The organism is Pedobacter sp. SYP-B3415 (assembly GCF_004138205.1).
Taxonomy (GTDB): Bacteria; Bacteroidota; Bacteroidia; order Sphingobacteriales; family Sphingobacteriaceae; genus Pedobacter.
This window is the reverse complement of record NZ_RXNQ01000011.1, coordinates 91,149-109,818: the sequence shown is the minus strand read 5'-3', so window position 1 is coordinate 109,818 and position 18,670 is coordinate 91,149. Positions and strand designations below refer to the sequence as shown.

The 18,670-nt window shown below is 47.9% G+C and carries 16 protein-coding genes; 6 read left to right on the top strand and 10 right to left on the bottom strand.

Translation table 11 applies throughout. The features are described from left to right. Positions 1–47: 47 nt before the first annotated feature. A complete protein-coding gene (locus EJV45_RS06440) occupies positions 48–599 on the bottom strand; it encodes a hypothetical protein (protein ID WP_129714847.1) in 552 nt (183 codons plus the stop codon). 230 nt (positions 600–829) lie between these two features. Between EJV45_RS06440 and EJV45_RS06435 the strand changes: the two genes are divergently transcribed. Further along, positions 830–1,705, top strand: a complete 876-nt coding sequence (locus tag EJV45_RS06435; RefSeq protein WP_129714846.1) for an SDR family oxidoreductase — start codon at positions 830–832, stop codon at positions 1,703–1,705. 94 nt (positions 1,706–1,799) lie between these two features. Here EJV45_RS06435 and EJV45_RS06430 read toward each other — a convergent pair whose 3' ends face one another. Continuing rightward, positions 1,800–2,129 carry a multidrug efflux SMR transporter gene (locus EJV45_RS06430; RefSeq protein WP_129714845.1) on the bottom strand — a complete coding sequence of 110 codons (330 nt, stop codon included), beginning with the start codon at positions 2,127–2,129 and terminating at the stop codon, positions 1,800–1,802. Between the two features lie 377 nt (positions 2,130–2,506). Between EJV45_RS06430 and EJV45_RS06425 the strand changes: the two genes are divergently transcribed. Further along, complete coding sequence (locus EJV45_RS06425) at positions 2,507–3,199, top strand: YafY family protein (RefSeq protein ID WP_129714844.1); 693 nt, start codon at positions 2,507–2,509, stop codon at positions 3,197–3,199. Between the two features lie 71 nt (positions 3,200–3,270). Then, positions 3,271–3,663, top strand: coding sequence for a RidA family protein (locus EJV45_RS06420; RefSeq protein ID WP_129714843.1), 393 nt, complete (start codon positions 3,271–3,273; stop codon positions 3,661–3,663). Positions 3,664–4,045: 382 nt separating this feature from the next. Here the strand turns inward: EJV45_RS06420 and EJV45_RS06415 are convergent, their stop codons facing one another. From EJV45_RS06415 to EJV45_RS06385, 7 genes are all read right to left on the bottom strand, one after another. After that, on the bottom strand, positions 4,046–4,828 hold the full coding sequence (locus tag EJV45_RS06415) for a hypothetical protein (protein WP_129714842.1): 783 nt from the start codon (positions 4,826–4,828) through the stop codon (positions 4,046–4,048). 335 nt (positions 4,829–5,163) lie between these two features. Beyond that, on the bottom strand, positions 5,164–5,805 hold the full coding sequence (locus tag EJV45_RS06410; protein ID WP_129714841.1) for a response regulator transcription factor: 642 nt from the start codon (positions 5,803–5,805) through the stop codon (positions 5,164–5,166). A gap of 52 nt (positions 5,806–5,857) precedes the next feature. Next, the gene (locus tag EJV45_RS06405; protein ID WP_129714840.1) at positions 5,858–8,893 is read right to left on the bottom strand and encodes a two-component regulator propeller domain-containing protein; all 3,036 of its coding nucleotides are present in this window, start codon (positions 8,891–8,893) and stop codon (positions 5,858–5,860) included. An 85-nt stretch (positions 8,894–8,978) separates the two neighbouring features. Continuing rightward, positions 8,979–9,461, bottom strand: coding sequence for a hypothetical protein (locus EJV45_RS06400; protein WP_129714839.1), 483 nt, complete (start codon positions 9,459–9,461; stop codon positions 8,979–8,981). Next, the gene (locus EJV45_RS06395; protein WP_129714838.1) at positions 9,458–9,841 is read right to left on the bottom strand and encodes a hypothetical protein; all 384 of its coding nucleotides are present in this window, start codon (positions 9,839–9,841) and stop codon (positions 9,458–9,460) included. The genes EJV45_RS06400 and EJV45_RS06395 overlap by 4 nt, the downstream gene beginning before the upstream one ends. Positions 9,842–10,094: 253 nt before the next feature. Continuing rightward, positions 10,095–10,340, bottom strand: coding sequence for a hypothetical protein (locus EJV45_RS06390; RefSeq protein ID WP_129714837.1), 246 nt, complete (start codon positions 10,338–10,340; stop codon positions 10,095–10,097). Positions 10,341–10,476: 136 nt separating this feature from the next. After that, positions 10,477–13,416, bottom strand: coding sequence for a PAS domain-containing protein (locus EJV45_RS06385; RefSeq protein ID WP_129714836.1), 2,940 nt, complete (start codon positions 13,414–13,416; stop codon positions 10,477–10,479). Between the two features lie 370 nt (positions 13,417–13,786). Between EJV45_RS06385 and EJV45_RS06380 the strand changes: the two genes are divergently transcribed. The 3 genes from EJV45_RS06380 (at position 13,787) to EJV45_RS06370 (ending at position 16,557) form a co-directional block, all read left to right on the top strand. After that, entirely contained in the window at positions 13,787–15,340 is a 1,554-nt protein-coding gene (locus EJV45_RS06380; RefSeq protein ID WP_129714835.1) for a DEAD/DEAH box helicase, read from the top strand. Further along, positions 15,340–16,188 carry a DUF2490 domain-containing protein gene (locus EJV45_RS06375; protein ID WP_129714834.1) on the top strand — a complete coding sequence of 283 codons (849 nt, stop codon included), beginning with the start codon at positions 15,340–15,342 and terminating at the stop codon, positions 16,186–16,188. The genes EJV45_RS06380 and EJV45_RS06375 overlap by 1 nt, the downstream gene beginning before the upstream one ends. Positions 16,189–16,302: 114 nt before the next feature. Further along, positions 16,303–16,557 (top strand): DUF3072 domain-containing protein, encoded by a 255-nt coding sequence (locus EJV45_RS06370; protein ID WP_129714833.1) that lies wholly within the window; start codon positions 16,303–16,305, stop codon positions 16,555–16,557. Between the two features lie 131 nt (positions 16,558–16,688). On the opposite strand, the gene EJV45_RS06365 is transcribed toward EJV45_RS06370, so the two are convergent. Beyond that, complete coding sequence (locus tag EJV45_RS06365; protein ID WP_129714832.1) at positions 16,689–18,599, bottom strand: DUF4153 domain-containing protein; 1,911 nt, start codon at positions 18,597–18,599, stop codon at positions 16,689–16,691. Positions 18,600–18,670 lie beyond the last annotated feature (71 nt).

Below are 18,670 nucleotides of genomic sequence, written 5' to 3'. Positions count from 1 at the left end.
AGATGGCCGACCGCGAACCTGATTTTCAACAAGACCGCACGGAAAAGCTAGTTACATAAAGCTGAGACAAAATCTTTGGTTGTGTAAGCAGCATAAATTCTGGTCCCGGCCTGCATGAGTTCGGTCGCCTTGCTGTCTGTTGCAGAAATTTTGTTGCTATCGTGCAAAGCGCGAATAACGGAACCCTGTTTCAGGTATACCCGGTATTGTGTTTTGGTCACCGGCCCGTTTGCCGGTCCGCCAACAAGGCTTTCAAGACAAAAAATAAGTTTACCGGCATCATAATAAAATTCATGCACCCAGCTTCCGTCGCCGATGGAGCCAGACTCTACAATTTTTAATATCTTTTTTCCACTGAAAAAATAGGTAACCACGCCGTCTTGGACACAGCCAGAACTTTCATATTTAAACCGTTCCGCCGTCAGGTTGAGCGCGTTAATCTGCTGATAGGTCCGTCTGATATTTTGAATGGCCGCTTCATTTTGCACGTTGACAAGCGGTTGTCTTGCGGCCTGTTGGGCGTGCACTGAAGCTACTGACAGAATAAAGAAGGCGATCAGCCAGAACTGACGGCAGATGAGCGTTTTTTGATGTTGCATCAGCTGGAAAGATTTACCTTTTAAACAAAATTTACCCTCAGCAGTTTTGCACATCTCCATTTGACATACCCTTTTTAATTTACAAGTCCTGCTGGCATCCGGCTCTATCGGGATCGGGCAAAGAGGCCTTTAATTCCAATTTCAAAAAACCAGAACTCTCAGATGATTCATCTGTTAAGTGACAGGAGCCATAAGTACATGGCCCCTTATTCATTTAGCTGATAACACCTATGAAAAATCCATTAGACAAATACCCGCGTCCGCCATTTAAGACGCAGAAACAGGAATGGCCGGGCCTGGCGAAAGATATGCAGCCTATACCAGACCATGGCGAAGAGTCTTACAAGGGCAGCGGCCGCCTGAAAGGCCGGAAAGCGTTAATTACCGGGGGCGACTCAGGTATTGGCCGTGCAGCAGCCATTGCCTATGCCCGTGAAGGTGCCGATGTTATAATCAATTACTTGCCGGAAGAGCAGGCCGATGCAGATGAGGTAATCAGTCATATCCAGGCGGCCGGTGTGAAGGGAATCGCCATTCCGGGCGACCTCCGCTCAGCTGATTTTTGTCGCGACCTGGTCGAAACTGCGGTAAAGGAACTCGGCGGACTTGATATCCTCGTTAGTAACGCTGCAAGGCAGCAGGCGACCAAGTCGATCACCGAAATATCTGATGAAGATTTCGACTGGACCATTAAAACAAATATTTATGCACCTTTCTGGATCATCAAGGCTGCAGTTCCGCACCTGAAAGAAGGGTCAAGCATTATCGCTACAACATCTGTGCAGGCTACCACGCCTTCGGCTGAATTGTACGATTATGCGCAAACAAAGGCAGCGACGACAAACTTTGTACGCAGCCTTAGTCTGCAGCTCGCAGAAAAAGGGATCCGCGTAAACGGCGTATCGCCAGGACCAATCTGGACACCGCTTCAGGCCAGTGGCGGCGTACCGCAGGAAATGCTTGTGGCTTTTGGCAAACAAACTGCGTTGGGCCGACCCGGCCAGCCGGCGGAGCTGGCTTCAATCTTTGTTCAGCTTGCCGACAATGACGGCAGTTATACAACAGGCTCAATTTTCAGTGCTCACGGCGGCGGCGAGCTTCCATAAAAGAAACAGCCGGGCAATACTTAATTGCCCGGCCGTTTAAACAAGCTTTAAGAATTGCAAAACAGACCCTCCGGCCTAAAAAGTCTGATGTAAGTTAATGCGACGAAACGGCTTTAAGCCCAATGATAGATCCGATCAGTGTAACAATAAATAAAAGGCGCAGAAAGGTTGCCGGTTCCTTAAACACGATAATCCCGACGAGCACAGTGCCAACCGCGCCTATCCCCGTCCATACGGCGTACGCGGTACCCAGCGGCAGCGTCTGGGTGGCTTTCATGAGCATGTACATACTCATTACGAGACAGACACCAAAGGCAGCATACCAGGCATAGGCGGTTGTTCCATCAGCGTCTTTGGCTTTGCCAAGGCAGAACGTAAACCCTACCTCGAACAGGCCGCCAATTATTAAAAGTATCCAGTTCATATCTGTAAAAATAAGTTGTCCGCAAGTTAGGGAGACCTGTCCGTGGCAAATTTTACAAATGTTAAATAATGTTGTGCATAGCCATTGTTACCGGGAAATTTTAAAGAATTATCGTCCTTACTGAAGTAAAGCATGCAAAGTCTTGCGCCCGCGGTGAATGCCCGCAAGAACGATCCCAAAAATCAAAAAAACGAGACGTGTTATCCGTGACTGGTCGCTCGACCGCACTTTCAACTTTTTCTTTCAACTTTCAAGTTAAAAAAAGGCCCTTCGTCCTGGTATTTTTTCTTTCGTCCCTGCGCTCCTGATTCTCATTCGTTACATCTTTTTTCTATGTTTGGAGCTTAACCGTGTACGCTTAAATTTGACCCTGATCCATGCCAACACCGGACATCAAACGTCTTTCACGTCTTACTGCGATTCTTACGCAGCTGCAAACCAGGCGGCTGGTCACGGCACCGTATCTTGCAGAAAAATTCCAGGTGAGTGTGCGCACCATTTACCGCGACGTCCGGGCACTTGAACAGGCGGGCGTGCCTGTGCTTCTTGAAGAAGGCCGCGGGTATTCACTCATGGAAGGCTATAAAATTCCGCCGGTCATGTTTACCGAAAGCCAGGCGAACGCACTCATACTGGCCGAACAGCTGGTGCTGAAAAACAAAGATTCTTCGTTTATCCGGGATTATACCGAAGCCATCGACAAGATCAAAGCAGTTTTAAGACAGCCCGAAAAGGACAAAGCAAATCTGCTTGCCGACCGGACGCGTTTCCAGCAAAACATCGGCAGGGAGCGGACCAGCAGTAATATCTCTCAGTTGCAGCATGCATTAACCAATCTGATTGCTGTGAAAATCGGCTACAAGAATGAGCAGGATCTCGTTACAGAAAGAACAATCGAGCCCTTTGCCGTGATCAGCACCAATGAAAATTGGCTGCTCGTTGCATGGTGCCGCATGCGGGGCGACTTCCGCTATTTTCGTCTCGACAGAATCACAAACCTTGAATTGCTTGCTGAGAAATTTGAGCAGCACAATTTCAGTCTGCAGGAATTTTTTGATAAATATCATTAGACCGGTATACCCCTGACAATATGCTGTCGCGAGACCCATGCATTTTTGCTGATCATAAAAGCAAATTAATCATGGAAAAGAAAATTACCGATCCCTGGGCATGGGGTAAGAACACAAATTCTGTACAGGCTGTAGAGGTCACAAATGTAAGCGGGACCCTTTACTGTTCCGGACAGGTTGCAATAGACGCTGCCGGCATTCCAAGCGCTGCCGATATGCGTTCCCAACTCATTCAGACTATTGCAAACCTCGAGCAACTTATCAGCGAAGCCGGTTATGAATGCAAAAACATTGTCAGGCTAAACGTTTTTACGACATCCGTTCAGGAGTTTTTCTCAACCTGTATGGATGTCTATGTACCGTTCATCAAAAAGCATGGCATCGAACAGGCCGCAACATTGCTGGAAGTAAAAGCGCTGTTTGCCACTTTAAGCATCGAGCTTGAGGCCACCGCGGTAAGGTAGCGCTCGTCTGGGATGGGCCATAGACCATGGTGTTTTGGTTTATGGTCCATTTTTGTTCTGAAACACACTGGGCAGAGCCTCTCAACGAGACCAAAGACAAGGGAAAAATGAGGAAAGACCGCTTTGAGTTAAAAGTGGAAAGTGGAAAGTTTAAAGTCAGCCCCTAAAGATTAAAGAAAAAAGAACCAGGATAAAGGACCACAGCGCGTACCCCCTCAATACGCCCCGACCGGCTGCGGGGTTTTGCACCACGTCTAAATACAAATTACGAACGCCTAAATACTATCAAGGCCTCAAATATCCAGGAAATGCGCCACGTCTAAATACGAAGTACGAATACCTAAATACTGTCTAAAAACGAACTACTAACAGCTATCTACCATTATGGATAGTAGCTGTAAACCTGGCTGAGTGTTTTTGTTCCATTGTAAACAATATATCTGTTAACAGGCATACCCTGCGGATTATAATCGTAGGCATAAACCTGTTCATAGTTATTTGCGGCCTGGGCAAAATCTGTAAAAGTAACCTTAACGATATTGTTTGCGTTAAATCCTTCAGGCTGGTAAAGCCGCCCGGGATTACCGAAATATGGGTTGGGATTGTTATCATACTCAAATTTCGTGCTGTTAAGGACCTTTCCCTCGCCCGAATAATCCCGGATTTCGGCAAAGTTTTTACCGCGGTAAGCCACCAGTGTGTAACGGTACACCGTCGACTGCTTTGCATAACCCATTTTCAAGAGTTTACCTACAAGGTAATCATATTCATGCGTGTAAGCATATTCCATTGCCTGCTCTTCATTGCGCTGAGCATAGTCTACACTGGTTAAAAAGCCGTCAGTGTGATGATAGTCCATCCGTGATGAAGTTTTATTATTTATAGTCACCAGCGAGTAATCGGGTAATCCATTCTTATAAAAATATTCCTGGATGATTGGTCCGCCGCCGGCGCCACTTTCATCGGTGTTAACCTCCTTTTGCAGCAAACCTTCGGCATTGTAAAAGAACTCTTCCTGAATGAAATGTTTATTGTGATTCAGGGTTCTGGTAGATTTCAACTTTGATTTTTTTTCAGGCTGCGAATCCGGTCCGGCGGGCGAATTATCTTTCTTACATCCCAGCACTGCAATCAGTGCAAACAGGTAGCCGATCAATCTTTTCATGTGTTCTTTTTGTTATTTATAAGGGTTTTATTTGTGTGTAGAGTTTATTTTTTCCGATCAACCTGCGCAAGTCTGATCGGTCTGCAGTGGCAGCTTTCATCCATACTGACTGACAGCGTCAGCAGAGCGGATTTTCGGCAGCATGTACTATGGCTGGCAAGAAACCCTTAATTGCTTTTCCAGCGAGGCACGTGTTAGCCCGCCGGGATACTTTGTAAAAGATCTGTGAGCGTTTTGAACCATGTTTTTTTTTGGGGCAAAAGTAACCGGAAAGAAAAGGGACTACAATCGCATGTTCGTGTGGTTTTGCCGCAATATTCGGCTGTGGCTACGGGTCAGATCTGATCCCGGTATTTCAGTGTTTTGATAACGGCCTCACTTTTCGAATTGACCTGCAGTTTTTCGTAGATCTTTTTGATGTGCGATCTGACTGTATCCATCGAGATAAAAAGTTCCTCAGCAATCAGTTTGTAGCTGAAGCCTTTAACCAGGAGGTTAAGTACGTCCTGCTCCCGTGCAGAAAGATTAAATTCGGGCGTTTCCCGCTTTTCCCGATGCCGCTCGGCAAACATCTGCAATACCTGTGTGGCAATGGAAGAGGTCATTGGCGCACCTCCATCAAGCGCATCTTCGATCGCCGCAATGATTTTTACGGGCGATGATTTTTTCAATATATATCCATTAGCGCCCGACCGGATGGCTTCGAAAATATTCCGGTTGTCTTCAAAGACGGTAAGCATGACCACTTTTACGGTTATCCCGTTCGCCCGCAGCATCTTTAAGCCATCGATCCCGCTTAAACCCGGCATATCTATATCCATTAAGATAAGCTCGGGATCAAAGGTCCTTGTTTCTGCCAGAATATTTCTGCAATCTGCCTTAGCCCCGACCACCTCGAAGCCGGGCGTCGCGGAGATAAGGATGGAGAGCACTTCGCGCAGCTGAGCATTATCCTCATAGATAAGTATTCTTTTCATAAGTTGAAGTTGACAATATAAATCTGCCCATGCAACCACATATTGGTGCGATTTACAACGGGACGGTTAACGTTATGGTTGTTCCTTTTCCCGGCGCTGATGAGATCTCCAGCACTCCGTTGAGAAATTCGGCCCGTTGCTGCATATTGCGCAAACCATTGCCATCATGCGAAGTGGACAAATCAAAGCCAAGGCCGTTATCGGCCACCCGAAGAACTATTTTCCCGTCAACGCAGTTTAATGTGATCGCAACCGCAGCTGCCTGCGCATATTTTGCCGTGTTGTTAATTGCCTCTTTGTAAATCAGATAGAGGTGCCGTGCACGGTCCATCGGCAGCCTGACCGCACTGAGCTGATCATCTGCTTTAAAACTATAACTGATAAATTTCGGTTCGAGCACAGTCGATGTATACTCCCGCATCCTGGCCGTAATTTTGCCAAGCTGGTCGTTGTCAGGTTTAATGCTCCATACAATATCGTCCATCGACTCCATCATCTGTGCACTGTTTTTGCCGATCTTGTCAAGATACTCTCTGGTAGTAACAGGATCATCCGCTTTAAAAAGCGCAACAGAACTAAGAATATTGATGGCCGTTAACGTTGAACCGACATCATCATGCAGGTCTCTTGCCACTTTTTCCCTCAGGCGCTGTACTGCCAGCAGGCGTTTAAGCTTAGCGCGGTAGGCCAGGTAAGCAAGCACAGCGACGCTGAGCACACCAAGGCTTATAAACCACCAGGACTGATAAAAGGGCGGCCGGATAACGATGTCGAGCGATACAGTATCTGAGTACCTGCCGGCCAGGTTTTGCGACCGCGCCATGAACCGGTATTTGCCCGGACTAAGGTAGGCAAAGCTCGCAGTCATGCCCTGTTCTGCCCTGATCCACTCCTCTCCTGCCCCTTCAAGTTTATAAAAATACCTAAGCTGCCCGCCCAGCCCATAGGTAAGCGGCGCAAAATAGATACTGAAATTATTCTGGTCATGTCGCAGGCGCAGCGCATCAAGACCGGCAATTGAATCCATTGGAATATACCGGTCCGAAAGCCGAAAATCAGTGATGGTCAGTTTTCTGGGTGGAACGTCATCAGAAAGCTTACGCGGATCGAAGATGACAAACCTGGTCTTTCCGCTGAATGCGATCCGGCCATCGTCAAGAATAACTGACTTGTTCATCAGTGCTGAAGCTGAATTTCCCGGTATTCCCGATGTCTTATCAAAATTTCTGAACTCGCGTGTCTGGTGATGATAACGATAGATACCGCCGGTGGTAGCAAGCCAAAGCATACCCTGCCTGTCTGCCACCAGCGATGTGACGATGCCATGCGGCAAACCATTCTGAACATCTAACCTTGACACTTTAAGGCTTGCGAGGTTCAGAATGTCAAGTCCCGAAGAACAGGCAATGGCCAGTAAAGAGTCGTTGATCATGGCCAGATCCTGGATCCGGTTGGTACTCAAAACCTGCTTTGACGGACTGTTCAGCAGATGTTTTCTGATTTTGCCTGAGCCTGCTTCCAGCTGGAACAGCCCGTTCCCCGCAGTGCCAGCCCAGATGGAACCATCAGTCGAAGCGAAAATCTTTGAGATACCGCTTTTCAAATCAGCGGTTACGCTAAAGCCGGTTTCGTTCTTCTTAACAAGCAGACCATGCTGGGTACCGAACCACATGTTTCCTTCCCGGTCGCGGGCTATGGTTGTGATGGTTTTTTCTCCGAATACACCCGGTTTAAGAAATGCAGAGCGCTGCCGGCGTACATCATACCTGATCAACCGCCCGGCCTGGCAGGCCATCCAGATTGCCCGTTGGGCCTGCTCCCGCTCGCAGGCCCATACAAACTTGTAAAAGGGATCGTTCGGTGCTTTCTTGAATATCTCTTGCGGCAACTCATCATCGATTCTGATCCGGATGGTTTTATCATATGTTAAAGCTGCAAGACCACTTCCCCAGGAGCTGAGCAACAGCCGTTCTGGCGAAAGCGATAGGATGCCGGTAATAGGTGCGCCGCCAAATTGAGCAGACATCTCACCGTTTCGCAGGTGATTTCCTATTACAGACATCAGGTAAAGTCCGTTATCGGTGCATACCCAGAGGTTTTTATCCCGGTCGTGAAATAACTGGTAAACCTGGCCAGCTTTGATGCCGTGTTCTGTACTCTCCGGGTTAAAAAAAGATGCGAATTGCTGCGTTTCCTCATCAAAATAGTTGAAAATATTCAGACCAAAGCCCCAGATAAAGCCCTTGTCTTCCTTGAAGTTTGACAACTCGTGATAATTGAATCCCTTGTGCGCATCATCATGCACCCTCGATAGCCTGCCTGCCTGCGGGTTCAATATATGTAGTGAGTAGCCATCGTCTTTTGGCCAGCGGCAGATAAAAAATCGCCCCCGGCTGTCAATGGTGAAATGAGTGACATCCCTGATGGACTTCATTGCGGCCAGAACCGGATCTTCTTTGTTTGCAGCTCCATATTTAAACGATCCGTTCAGGCGATCAAAATAGCCTATTCCGCGTTGGCCTCCTATCCATACACGCCCGGACCCGTCTTCGGTAACGGAGGTCGGATGCCAGTCAGAAGGGTAATCCAACACCGCTTTGTTTTTATCAAAGACATTAAGTTTGGAATCGTAAATAAGCAGCTGCTTTCCCTGAATAATAAGGTAAAAGTTCTTTCCGGATTCAGCAATTTTGATCAGGTATTTATCCAGTTCGGGAACATCGGCGCGAATCTTTGTTTCCCTGAATGCAAAAGTACGCGTGTCCAGAAGGCCGATTTTCCGGCCCATGCGCAACAGCAGCATGGACGGATCGCGCAACGCAAATATTTGGTCTACAGGCAGAACGGGAAGCTGATTTCGCCGTGTACTTTTAAACAGTTTTTTGAACCGGTAACCATCGTACCGCTGAAGTCCGTTTGCCGTACCTACCCAGATATAACCATCGCGCGATTGCGCAATACAGTTTACAAGGTTACTGGATAAGCCATCAGAAACTCTGGTGAATGCTATTTCCTGTCCGAAGACGGAACAACCGGCAAGGGCAATTGCCACAATTTGACACAAAACAGCGCGCAGGAAACGGAGCATATTTTAGAAAGATAAGTTAAAAATGCATGTTTAAGCTCACAACAGCAAACCGAACCCGGACACCCTGCAGAAATTCGCTCATATCTTAGTCAGGTGAGACGATCTGCCAGCCCCGGCCGTAGTACACCCAGCGCACATGGCCGAGGCTGCTCACAATGACTGCGCCGCCACCGCCCTGCGGTATACCTGCACCAGCCGGAAAGCGGCTTGTTTCTTTCACATACGCTATTCTTTCCCGGCCGCCAAATCCAAGCTGAGTAAGGCTGCGCTTTTCGAGCTGTCCGTTCCGGCTTAAGAACAAAATCTGCTCATGACGCCGGTTGCGTGCAAGAAGCAGATAACAATCATCCTTTTGCTTTCCTGCTGAAATCTTTACGTAAAACGGGTTACACGAGCGGTCCGGCTGAAGCCCTTTAAAAAGCGCATCTGCTGGAACGTGATGGAGCGTATCAGGAAGCAGGTCTTCAAAAACTTTCTTCGCGCAGCCGCCAAAAAAAAGCGGCAGCACCAATACCGCAGTTTTCAATAACGCACCGTAGCTGAGCCGCCGAACACGAATTGACATCATTTCAGGATTTTTATAAGCAGTTGCAGAATGGGGACAAACGCGGTCAGATTGGGTCTGTCCTGCCTTTCGATAAATTGATCGGTTGCAGCGATAAAGTTAGTCTGTTCAGGCGGGCGCTGCTGGTCGTGACCGATGTGATTCAGTGTTCCGGAGATTTCAGCAACAAACCGGTCATCGCAGCGCTTTACTTTGATCGTACCGAAAGATTGCCCCCGGCCGGCATACGACCCGAGGTTTTTCCAGTAAGATTTGTCGCTGCCCTGGCCGGCGTTCACAATAACCTCCGCGTCCCGGAAATCGTATTGGCCCGCACCATGAAAGTTGCGGATTGTGATCTCTACAGCAGGAGCGCCTTCGGGCTGGTTGCCTTGTTTAAGCATGAGGTAACAGCGGGAGGCTTCGAGTACCAGTGTACTCCGGATATTCCGGTTTACTTTGTGCGCACCGTAAGAAAACCGGGATGGGCTTTGACCATCTTCGTTTGCACGTATGGTTCTCTTACAGGCAGTCGCGACAAAGAGGGCGATAAAAAAATGACGGGGAGTTTACCTCTAAATGTGCTCATCGAACTGTATTTACCTTGAGGTTTTGCGGAAAACCAGGAAATCTCTTCGGCTTTATCTGCAAAAAGAGTTAAAGGGGGAACCCGACTGGCGTTAGATCCGGCAAGGGTTCTGTATAGGCAGTTGTTATTTCCATGAATGCAGGTACGTAGGTTCTCGATTTACGGGGCATTGACGGTCTGCGAGGGCTGTCAGGTGCACCAGGCCCGGCATTATCGGCCGGTGGGATTCCTACCGGGTCTTTATCGTACGAGCTGATGGAGAGAGCCATGCCAAGCAGCGTGAACATGCGGCTGGCGTTAAATTTCGTTAACATGATTTTTTTTCTGCAAAAGTAGATGCCTTTGCCGGGTAGGGCAATCACATTTTAATGTGGTTTTATCCTTGGAATAAGGCAATCAGCGGTTTTTCCCGCGTGCCCGGCGCTCAGTTCAATTTTTCGGCTGCAACAGTTATCCCTCAGCAGGGATCGCAAACCAGAAGGTACTTCCCTTGCCGGGTTCAGTTTCGACCCCAATTTCACCGTTATGTTTGCGGATGATTTCAGCGCAGATATACAGCCCAAGTCCGAGTCCCGAAAATTTCGAGCCACCATGGTCGGCACGGTAGTACCGGTCAAACAAATGAGGCACCCTGTCTGCTGGAATGCCGGGGCCAAAATCAGTCACGCTGATTTTCACCATGTCATTGATCTTGTCAACACGCACCACGATTCTCCTGGATTCAGGTGCGTACTTCTGCGCATTGTTAATCAGATTAACCAAAACCTGGTTTAACTGATGCTCGTCGGCAAGGATGGTAAAATCTGTTGTTCCTTCTGTTACGATTTCGTATCCACCCTGCAGTCTTAAATGATCACAACATTCGTCAATAAGTTCTGAAACCGTAAATGGTTCTTTATAGATCTGCAATTGCCCCTGGTTAATGCGGTTGGCGTTCAACAACTGATCGATCATATTGGTCAGCCTGTTCAGGCTTTTATTAGACTGTGCGATTAATTTTTCAACTGTCTCCGGCTTTCCCCGATGATGCATACTGGTAAGCAGCTGCAAAGAAGCTTTCAGGGAAGTGACGGGTGTCTTTAACTCGTGGCTCGCTATGCTTATGAAATCATCTTTGACCATCATAATTTTGCGGCGTTTGGTAACGTCCATAAAGGTACCAATGCCACCACTTAATCTGCCATCATCATCAAACAGGGGAGCCGCGTTTATAGAAATATAAATCCGCTCACCGACCGAAGGTTGTATGGCAATTTCCTGGTCATAGATGGGCACACCTGTTTTCATCATCATGGCCATCGGGTGTTCATCCGGCGGTAAAGGGGACCCGTCCAATCGTAGGTTTTGCCAGCGCTCATCGTCAAATGTTCGCTGACGGATCTCGCTTTCGGGAATACCGAGAATTTTCTGTGCCATCGCGTTGGCATAAATCATCTTTCCCGAGGCATCCGTTATGCCAACACCTTCCGCCATGGTATCCAGTATCCCCTGAAGCCTTTGTTCGTTGGCACGGAGCGATTTTTCCAAAACGACCTTATCTTCGAGTATTGATTCGATCTTTATGCGGGCCTCAACCTGGTCGGTCACCTCCACCGCTATATCCATGACGCCGATAATCTTACCACCGTCAAGGAGCGCACGGTAACTGAAGTTAAAATAGCGTGTTTTCGATTCACCGTTTGTCAGCATCCGCACAGGCACTTCGCTGCCATTTGATTCCTTTCCGGTACGGAACACCTCGAATAAAAGTTCGACAGCAGGTTCGCCGCGTAGCTCAGGCATACCTTCCAGAATCGGGCGGCCTACTATGGAGTCGTCCCGGTGCAGAATGGCCAGCATCGGACCATTGGCTATTTCAATAAGAAGATCTTCGCCGCGAAGTACCATGATCGCTACAGGTGCCTGTTCGACCAGGCGCCGGAAATGCGTTTCTGATTCAACGAGGAGCTCATTAAGGCTGTTGACATTTGCATTGGAGGTCTTCAACGCTGCGTTTGCCGTTTGTAGCTGATCAAGGCTGAGCCGGAAAGCTTCATTACGATCAATAAGCGTATGGTTGAGTGTCTGCAAATTTTCCCGCGCCGCTACGGTTTCCGTGATATCCATGACCATTCCGATGAAGCGCACAGGCTCCTCTTCTGCATTGAAATGCACCTGTCCCACTGCCTTTATCCAATGCATGGTCTGGCCGTCGGCGCTTAGGGTCCGGTATTCAATGTCATACAGCCCGTTACTCTCGCTTTTCCGATAGGCCCTGTTAACCGCAGCAATAACACGATCACGGTCTTCGGGATGCAGGCCATTGATAAAGTCCCGGCTGTAAGAAACAGGCTTATCCCCTTCTATGCCAAATAACTGTCTGCAGCGGCGGTCCCAGGTCAGCAGATCATTCACCACATCCAGGTCAAACATGCCGAGGTCTGCTGCCTGTCTGGCAAGCAAAGACTGAAGTAAGGCGGCATCTGCATCTATCTTTTCGTTCCGCTGCTGAGTCACGTCATTCGCTATGATAATGACGCTGTGCACATTTCCTGAACTGTCTTTTACGGGTTGGTAAACGAAATTGAAGAAGTGACCACCCATTTGCGCACCGCGCTGAAGCACCTCAATGTCGCTGCCAAAAACGCTTGTCCTGCTGGCTTGTACGGTGGCCAGAATAGTCTTTAGCTCATTGTAATATCCATCCGGAAGAATGGAACGGAGGCTTTTACCTGTTAACGGCGAATCTGGCTGATTCCATAACTCCTGAAGTCTCTTATTCGCCAGCTCGACCGTTAGATCATTCATATTGATTACCCCAATGGCAACAGGAGCTGTCTCGAGGAGAACTTTTGACTTCTCCTCTGCAATAACAAGTGCTTCATAGGCGGTACTGAGGCTTTCCTGCCCGGCAAGGATCTCTTCATTGCTTGCCGTCAGCTCTTCGATGAGTTGTTGCAGCTCTTCATTGCTATCGGCAATAACCTTTTCGTGATCCGCCCCTTCCTGCGAAGCGGCATACCTGGCTGTTACATCAGTTGAAGTATGCAATATACATTCTGTCCCGTCCCTGCTATTACCTATTGCCAGGCATTCGACATCAAAGAAAAATGTCTGCAGTTTTCCCGCTATGGTGAGATTTGCAGGTATATTCTGGGCAATGTATGGCTCGCCGCTACGCCACACTTCCCTGAGCAGGCCTCCAAATGACTGCCCTGACAAATCCGGAACTGCCTCTTCCAGCGTTTGTCCGATCACGCCGCGGTCCTTTCCCCACATGGCAAGCATTGATTCGCTTGCAAAACGTATATGGAGGTCTTCGCTGTTATAAACGGCGACGGCATTTTTTGTCAGGGAAAGAACCTCGAGCAAGCTGTCATTGCTGATTGGGATGATCGGAGAATTAATCATGCAGTTTTGAATGGGCGTAGACAAAGATACTTATTATTTGCCTCAGCGGGCCTATGTTTGAGCGGCAGGAAAGTCTGAAGATAACCATAATTATTTAAGAACAGGCATATAACATCTCTGGTCAATGTAAATACTCCCTCAGTGTTTGAGCTTATTCATTTTGCCACTGAACGGCACAAGTGCCGGCATTTAAGAGATGCGGGAACAACCTGGTTTGCCGTCTGCAAATGTTCAGGCATCTTTCTATAACGATACAAGGTATGCGAAATCTGACCCTCTCAAACAATGAGTTAATAAAAAAGATAAGAGACTTCTTCTACGACAGCTCATTTGCAACCAATTTGGCGCTGGTCAAAACATTCCAGCCTGAATGCAGTTTGCTTTAGGTGCAGGCCGGTGCAAATCGCCGCTGCATTCGAGGGTGAAAAAGAGTAAGCCACACTACTATCAGCAACAGGATATTGATTCGTTATTTTCAAAACTAAAGGCCGACAACACGAGGCAGAAGCGGCTGCTTTACCAGTTGCCTACAGGCGGCGGAAAAACAATGGTCTTCTCAGAGATTGCACGGCGGTACATTGAGCAATACCAACGCAAGGTGATCGTGTTGACACACCGAACGGAACTTTGCAGACAGACTACACAGGCGCTGAAAAATGCCGGCGTTATCAATAAAGTCATAGACAGCCAGGTAAAGACGGTTCGCAGGAAAGACGTGTTTAAGTGTTATGTCGCCATGGTTGAGACGCTAAAAAACCGCATCAAAGACGGCTTGATCCCTACATCTGATGTGGGGCTGGTGATTGTAGACGAAGCGCATCACAACTCTTTCCACAAATTGCTCGGCAAATTTGAAAACGCATCTGTGATCGGGGTAACAGCGACACCGCTTTCGGCCGACGTAAATCTGCCGATGAACAAATTTTACGAAGAGTTACTCGTTGGCGAACCGATTGCTTCACTGATTGAACAGGGATTTCTGGCGAGTCCAAAGGTCTACGCTTACGACGTAGAGCTGAATACCTTGAAACCGGGTTTAAATGGAGACTTTACCCAAAGCAGTTCTGACCAGCTGTATAGCTCTGAAGGCATGCTCGATCTGTTGATGAAAGCTTACCGGGCACATTCTCTTAACAAAAAGACCCTGATCTTTAATAACGGCATCGTAGCGTCCCGGATAGTATTTGAGAGCTTTCATGCAGCAGGCTATCCTATCCGACACCTTGACAATAAGGCATCAGCTACCGAGCGTCAGGAAATATTAAACTGGTACAAAAAAACCAGGGGTGCCATTTTAACTTCAATTTCTATTCTGACGACGGGCTTTGATGAGCCCAGCATTCAATCTGTTATTTTAAACCGGGCAACGACTTCCCTGACCTTGTACCACCAGATGGTTGGCCGCGGATCGCGGACCTACCGCAATAAAAAGACTTTTCAAATCATTGACCTGGGAAACAATGTGGAGCGGTTCGGCGACTGGCATGCGCCAACCGATTGGAATGAAATCTTTGCAAACCCACAGAACTATCACGACCAGATCAGCAAGTCGACAACTGAGATTCATTACATATCTCCAGAACTGAAAAGCAAATTTCCAAATACACTCGAAGTATCGTTTGATGTTTTTGCGGCCTACCAGCACGCGCTTGCGACCAATCAGAAAACGAAAAATGTTATCCGCGATTCGATCAGACAGCATGCCGCCATGTGCGTTGACAACAGCGATTCGGTTGTTGCGGCCCTGGCACTTTCAACTGAACTGGACAAGGAAATCGACTATCGTGTAAAACAATACGCCAAATGCCTGGGCAATGTTACGGCTAACTACACACGCTGGCTGAAAGAAGATTACAAAACACGGCTGAAAAGCATGATCCAAAAGGTGCTGGTCAGGAGAAATATGCTTAAAGAAGCGATGTAATGTTACCATCAGGGCATTTCGGACGGCGCCGGCTGCACCATACCGCCGGTGATCCGTCCGTGATGGAAAGCCCCGGCATGTTTCCATTTGAGATGCTGCGCTATTCACGGAACGGCTTCCCGGAAAGCAGGTTTCCCGCCGCCAGCGGAAGGTGGCTAATGGGCATTTTCCTAACAGGCATTTTTTGCTTCTTCCTGTGCGCAGGAGCATGCGCACAGTCGGTTTCCAGCCAGAGCTGGCTGTTTCTTTCGCATCAGCAGAAACTCGGAGAACGATACCGGCTCCTGGCAGACATCCAGACGCGCAGCGAAGACTTTCTGGCGCGTTTTCAAACATTACTGCTGCGCAGCGGACTCTCCTATTCCATTACTAAAACGCATAGTATAGCGATCGGTTATGCGTACAAGGCGGACTGGGAACTTGATGAAGCAGAACCCTCATTTGCGCATGAGAACCGGGTTTTTGAACAATATCTTTATGAAAGACCGCTCCGCAGAACTGAGCTAACCTTCCGGTGCAGGCTGGAACAAAGGTGGGTTAGTGCACCGGAAACCCGGTTTTCTCAGCGCATCAGATTTTTTGCCGGTTTACAGATTCCGCTATCGGCAAATGCAGATTTCTCCAGGGGCTTATATACAGGCCTGCAAAATGAAATATTTCTGAACGTAACAAACCGGGATGCCGTCAATGCAAACCTGTTTGACCAGAACAGGAGCTTCGGCAGCATCGGCTATCGCTGGAGCAAAATGGTCGACACAGAAATTGGCTATCAGTTCTGGCACCAGAAAGAGGCCGATGGCATATCGAACCGGCACGTTTTTCAGCTTCAGGTAAGCACCGGATTTTAATCGCTTGCCAGCAATCCGGTTTCACCGGCCAGGTAAAAAAAAATGTTGGACGACATTCAAAAACAAATTTATCTATAGCACGTTATACTAATAATATTAGCAAAAATGACAGTTATGAAAAATGGGGATAAAAGTCAGATAAATGATGGCGATACAAATAAGAACGGAATGGGTTCTAATGCAATTAAAGATCCGAAAGACTGGAAGACCGGTGATGAGCCGATGACAGGTGCGCAGCAATCTTATCTGGAAACATTATCTGCTGAAGCTGGTGAAACTGCAGATAACGAACTGACGAAAGCCGAAGCCTCGGAAAAAATTGAAGAACTGCAGCAGAAAACCGGGCGCGGCCTGGATCAGCAGAAATAAATTCATCTGCAGCCCGGGCCGTCATCAGGCGGTCCGGGCAGCTAACAATCAACCAGTACATAAATGACGGTAGCAGTTTAAAAGTGCATCTGATTGTTGATGAACGGTGCTGATAGCAAGGTTGCTGGAGGTTAATTTCTGTCAATCTTAATCAGGTAGCACCCGCTCCAGCCAAGACTGCTAACGCCTGCTCTTTTTGCGTGATCGAATTGCAGGTACTCGAGCATAAAACGGACGGTTATGTTGCCTTTTGTTTGCTGCAGTGTCAACAACTGTTGTGGAATTACGTATTGTTTGACAGGTCCATGGTCCGGATGAACATCAAAATACTTGTCCATCTGGCTTGAATGTTTTATAAACGCGTTGGCCATGTCAGTCAGGTTAAAATCGAACTTTGTTTTGCCTATGTAGAGCGCTGCCTGGTCACCGTGCAGGGTTGCAATCTCTCTTTTTACCGCAAACCCAGCCAATGTATCTGTCTGGCTCTTTATCTCAGCGAGATCGACGGGAAGCATATAATCAAAGCCCTGCAGCGGTTTTACATCTTGTTTAGTTTCGTAGCGGTAAGTATTGACCAATTCCTGTGCTACCTGGCTATCCGAGATATGAGGGTATTGAAACGATGTCAGGTTCAGATATTTAAACACCCAGCCTGTCCTGGCTGCGGCGTATGTATAGGTGTCAGGGGTGTGGTTATCTTTATGCTTTATCGCGCGCAGCAAAGAATCCCCGACCTGAGCCATGTCAGCATGTATAAGGGGTTGGAGTGCATTGAAATGGTAATTTCTTAAAATATAATTCAGCGTATTGGCCATCCGCAGTGCCCTCTCAACCTTTACCGTATTTTCGTTGATTGGAATCAGTTTGCCGTCTTTTATACTATTTTCCTGCGTAAACAGCTCAGCAAGAATATGACGCTGCGCATAAAGCGTCAGGGAGGTCGCGCTTTGCGGCCCGTAAATGGTAAGCAGTGTTATCAGGAAAAGTGAAACAGGGATCGTTTTGATAGAGGCCGACTTGTTTCGCAGAAAGTAGATGATAATAAATACCAGCCATACGGCTATGACCAGCAGAAAATACCGGTAGTGTGTGATCCCATAATTGTCAACACGTCTGGCTACAGCGGCAATCAGCAGGGCAACGAGCGGAATGAGAAAGAGATAAAAATAGCGGCTGTAAATTCTGATCCACTTATTCCCAGAAGCTTCCCTGATAGGGTAAACAAGCAATAGGGCCAGAATACCAAGTGTCGCATAACCAAGTACAAGCCCTGAAACCATCCCATTAGGAAGACGCCACTCGATCAGGATTTTTATTTCATAAGCTAACAGAATAAACAGGTAAACGGTAGTCAACGGCACCAGGATATACTGGCTGAAGAATTTAATCGCCAGGGGATAATCCGAAGAAATTGCTTCCTGACCTGGATTGTCAGGCACGCCGGATAAAAAATACAGGGTATTAAAGATTCCAAAGCTCGCTATCCAGATATAACTCAGATAATGCCAGTCCATATGAAAGAAAATCTTGTCGACCACTGCAAATGCTGCCGATAGTCCGGCGGCAAGTACCGCGCTGTACAGGCCGCCCGTTAATAACCTGATGCAAAGCACCTTGTTAAAATACCAAAAGGCGCTGGTATCGTTTGATTTAATGAAGGGGGCAAAAGACACGAGCAGGTGTACGGCGAGGATCAGCAGGGCGCACTGAACGGCGTGCTGAGGGTATTCCTCAGGCCTGAAAGCGAAAAAAAGACAAGAGGCCGCAACAGCGGCGAAGCTTTTCAAAATCCAGACCCGGCGCAGCAGCGGCGCTGAACTTCCACAAAACAAAGTAACAGCAAGCATTAGCGGTCCGCCGACAAGTGCCGTCATTAAAACACGCAAGGCCAGTTCCTGGATCCGGTAACCATAGCCGTCAGTTGTATAGATCATCGCCGCCAGGGTGCCGGCCAGCGCAATCAAAGATTCAAAAGGAAAGCGTTTTGCCGTTGCAAACAGCTGCCGGAAGATATGGTTAAACGAAGGAAATTTTAGCGCCATTGATTAGTTGTAAACTGGAAGCAAAGTACCGATTTTATTGCATGAAAGGCTGGCAGCAACGCCGAATAAAA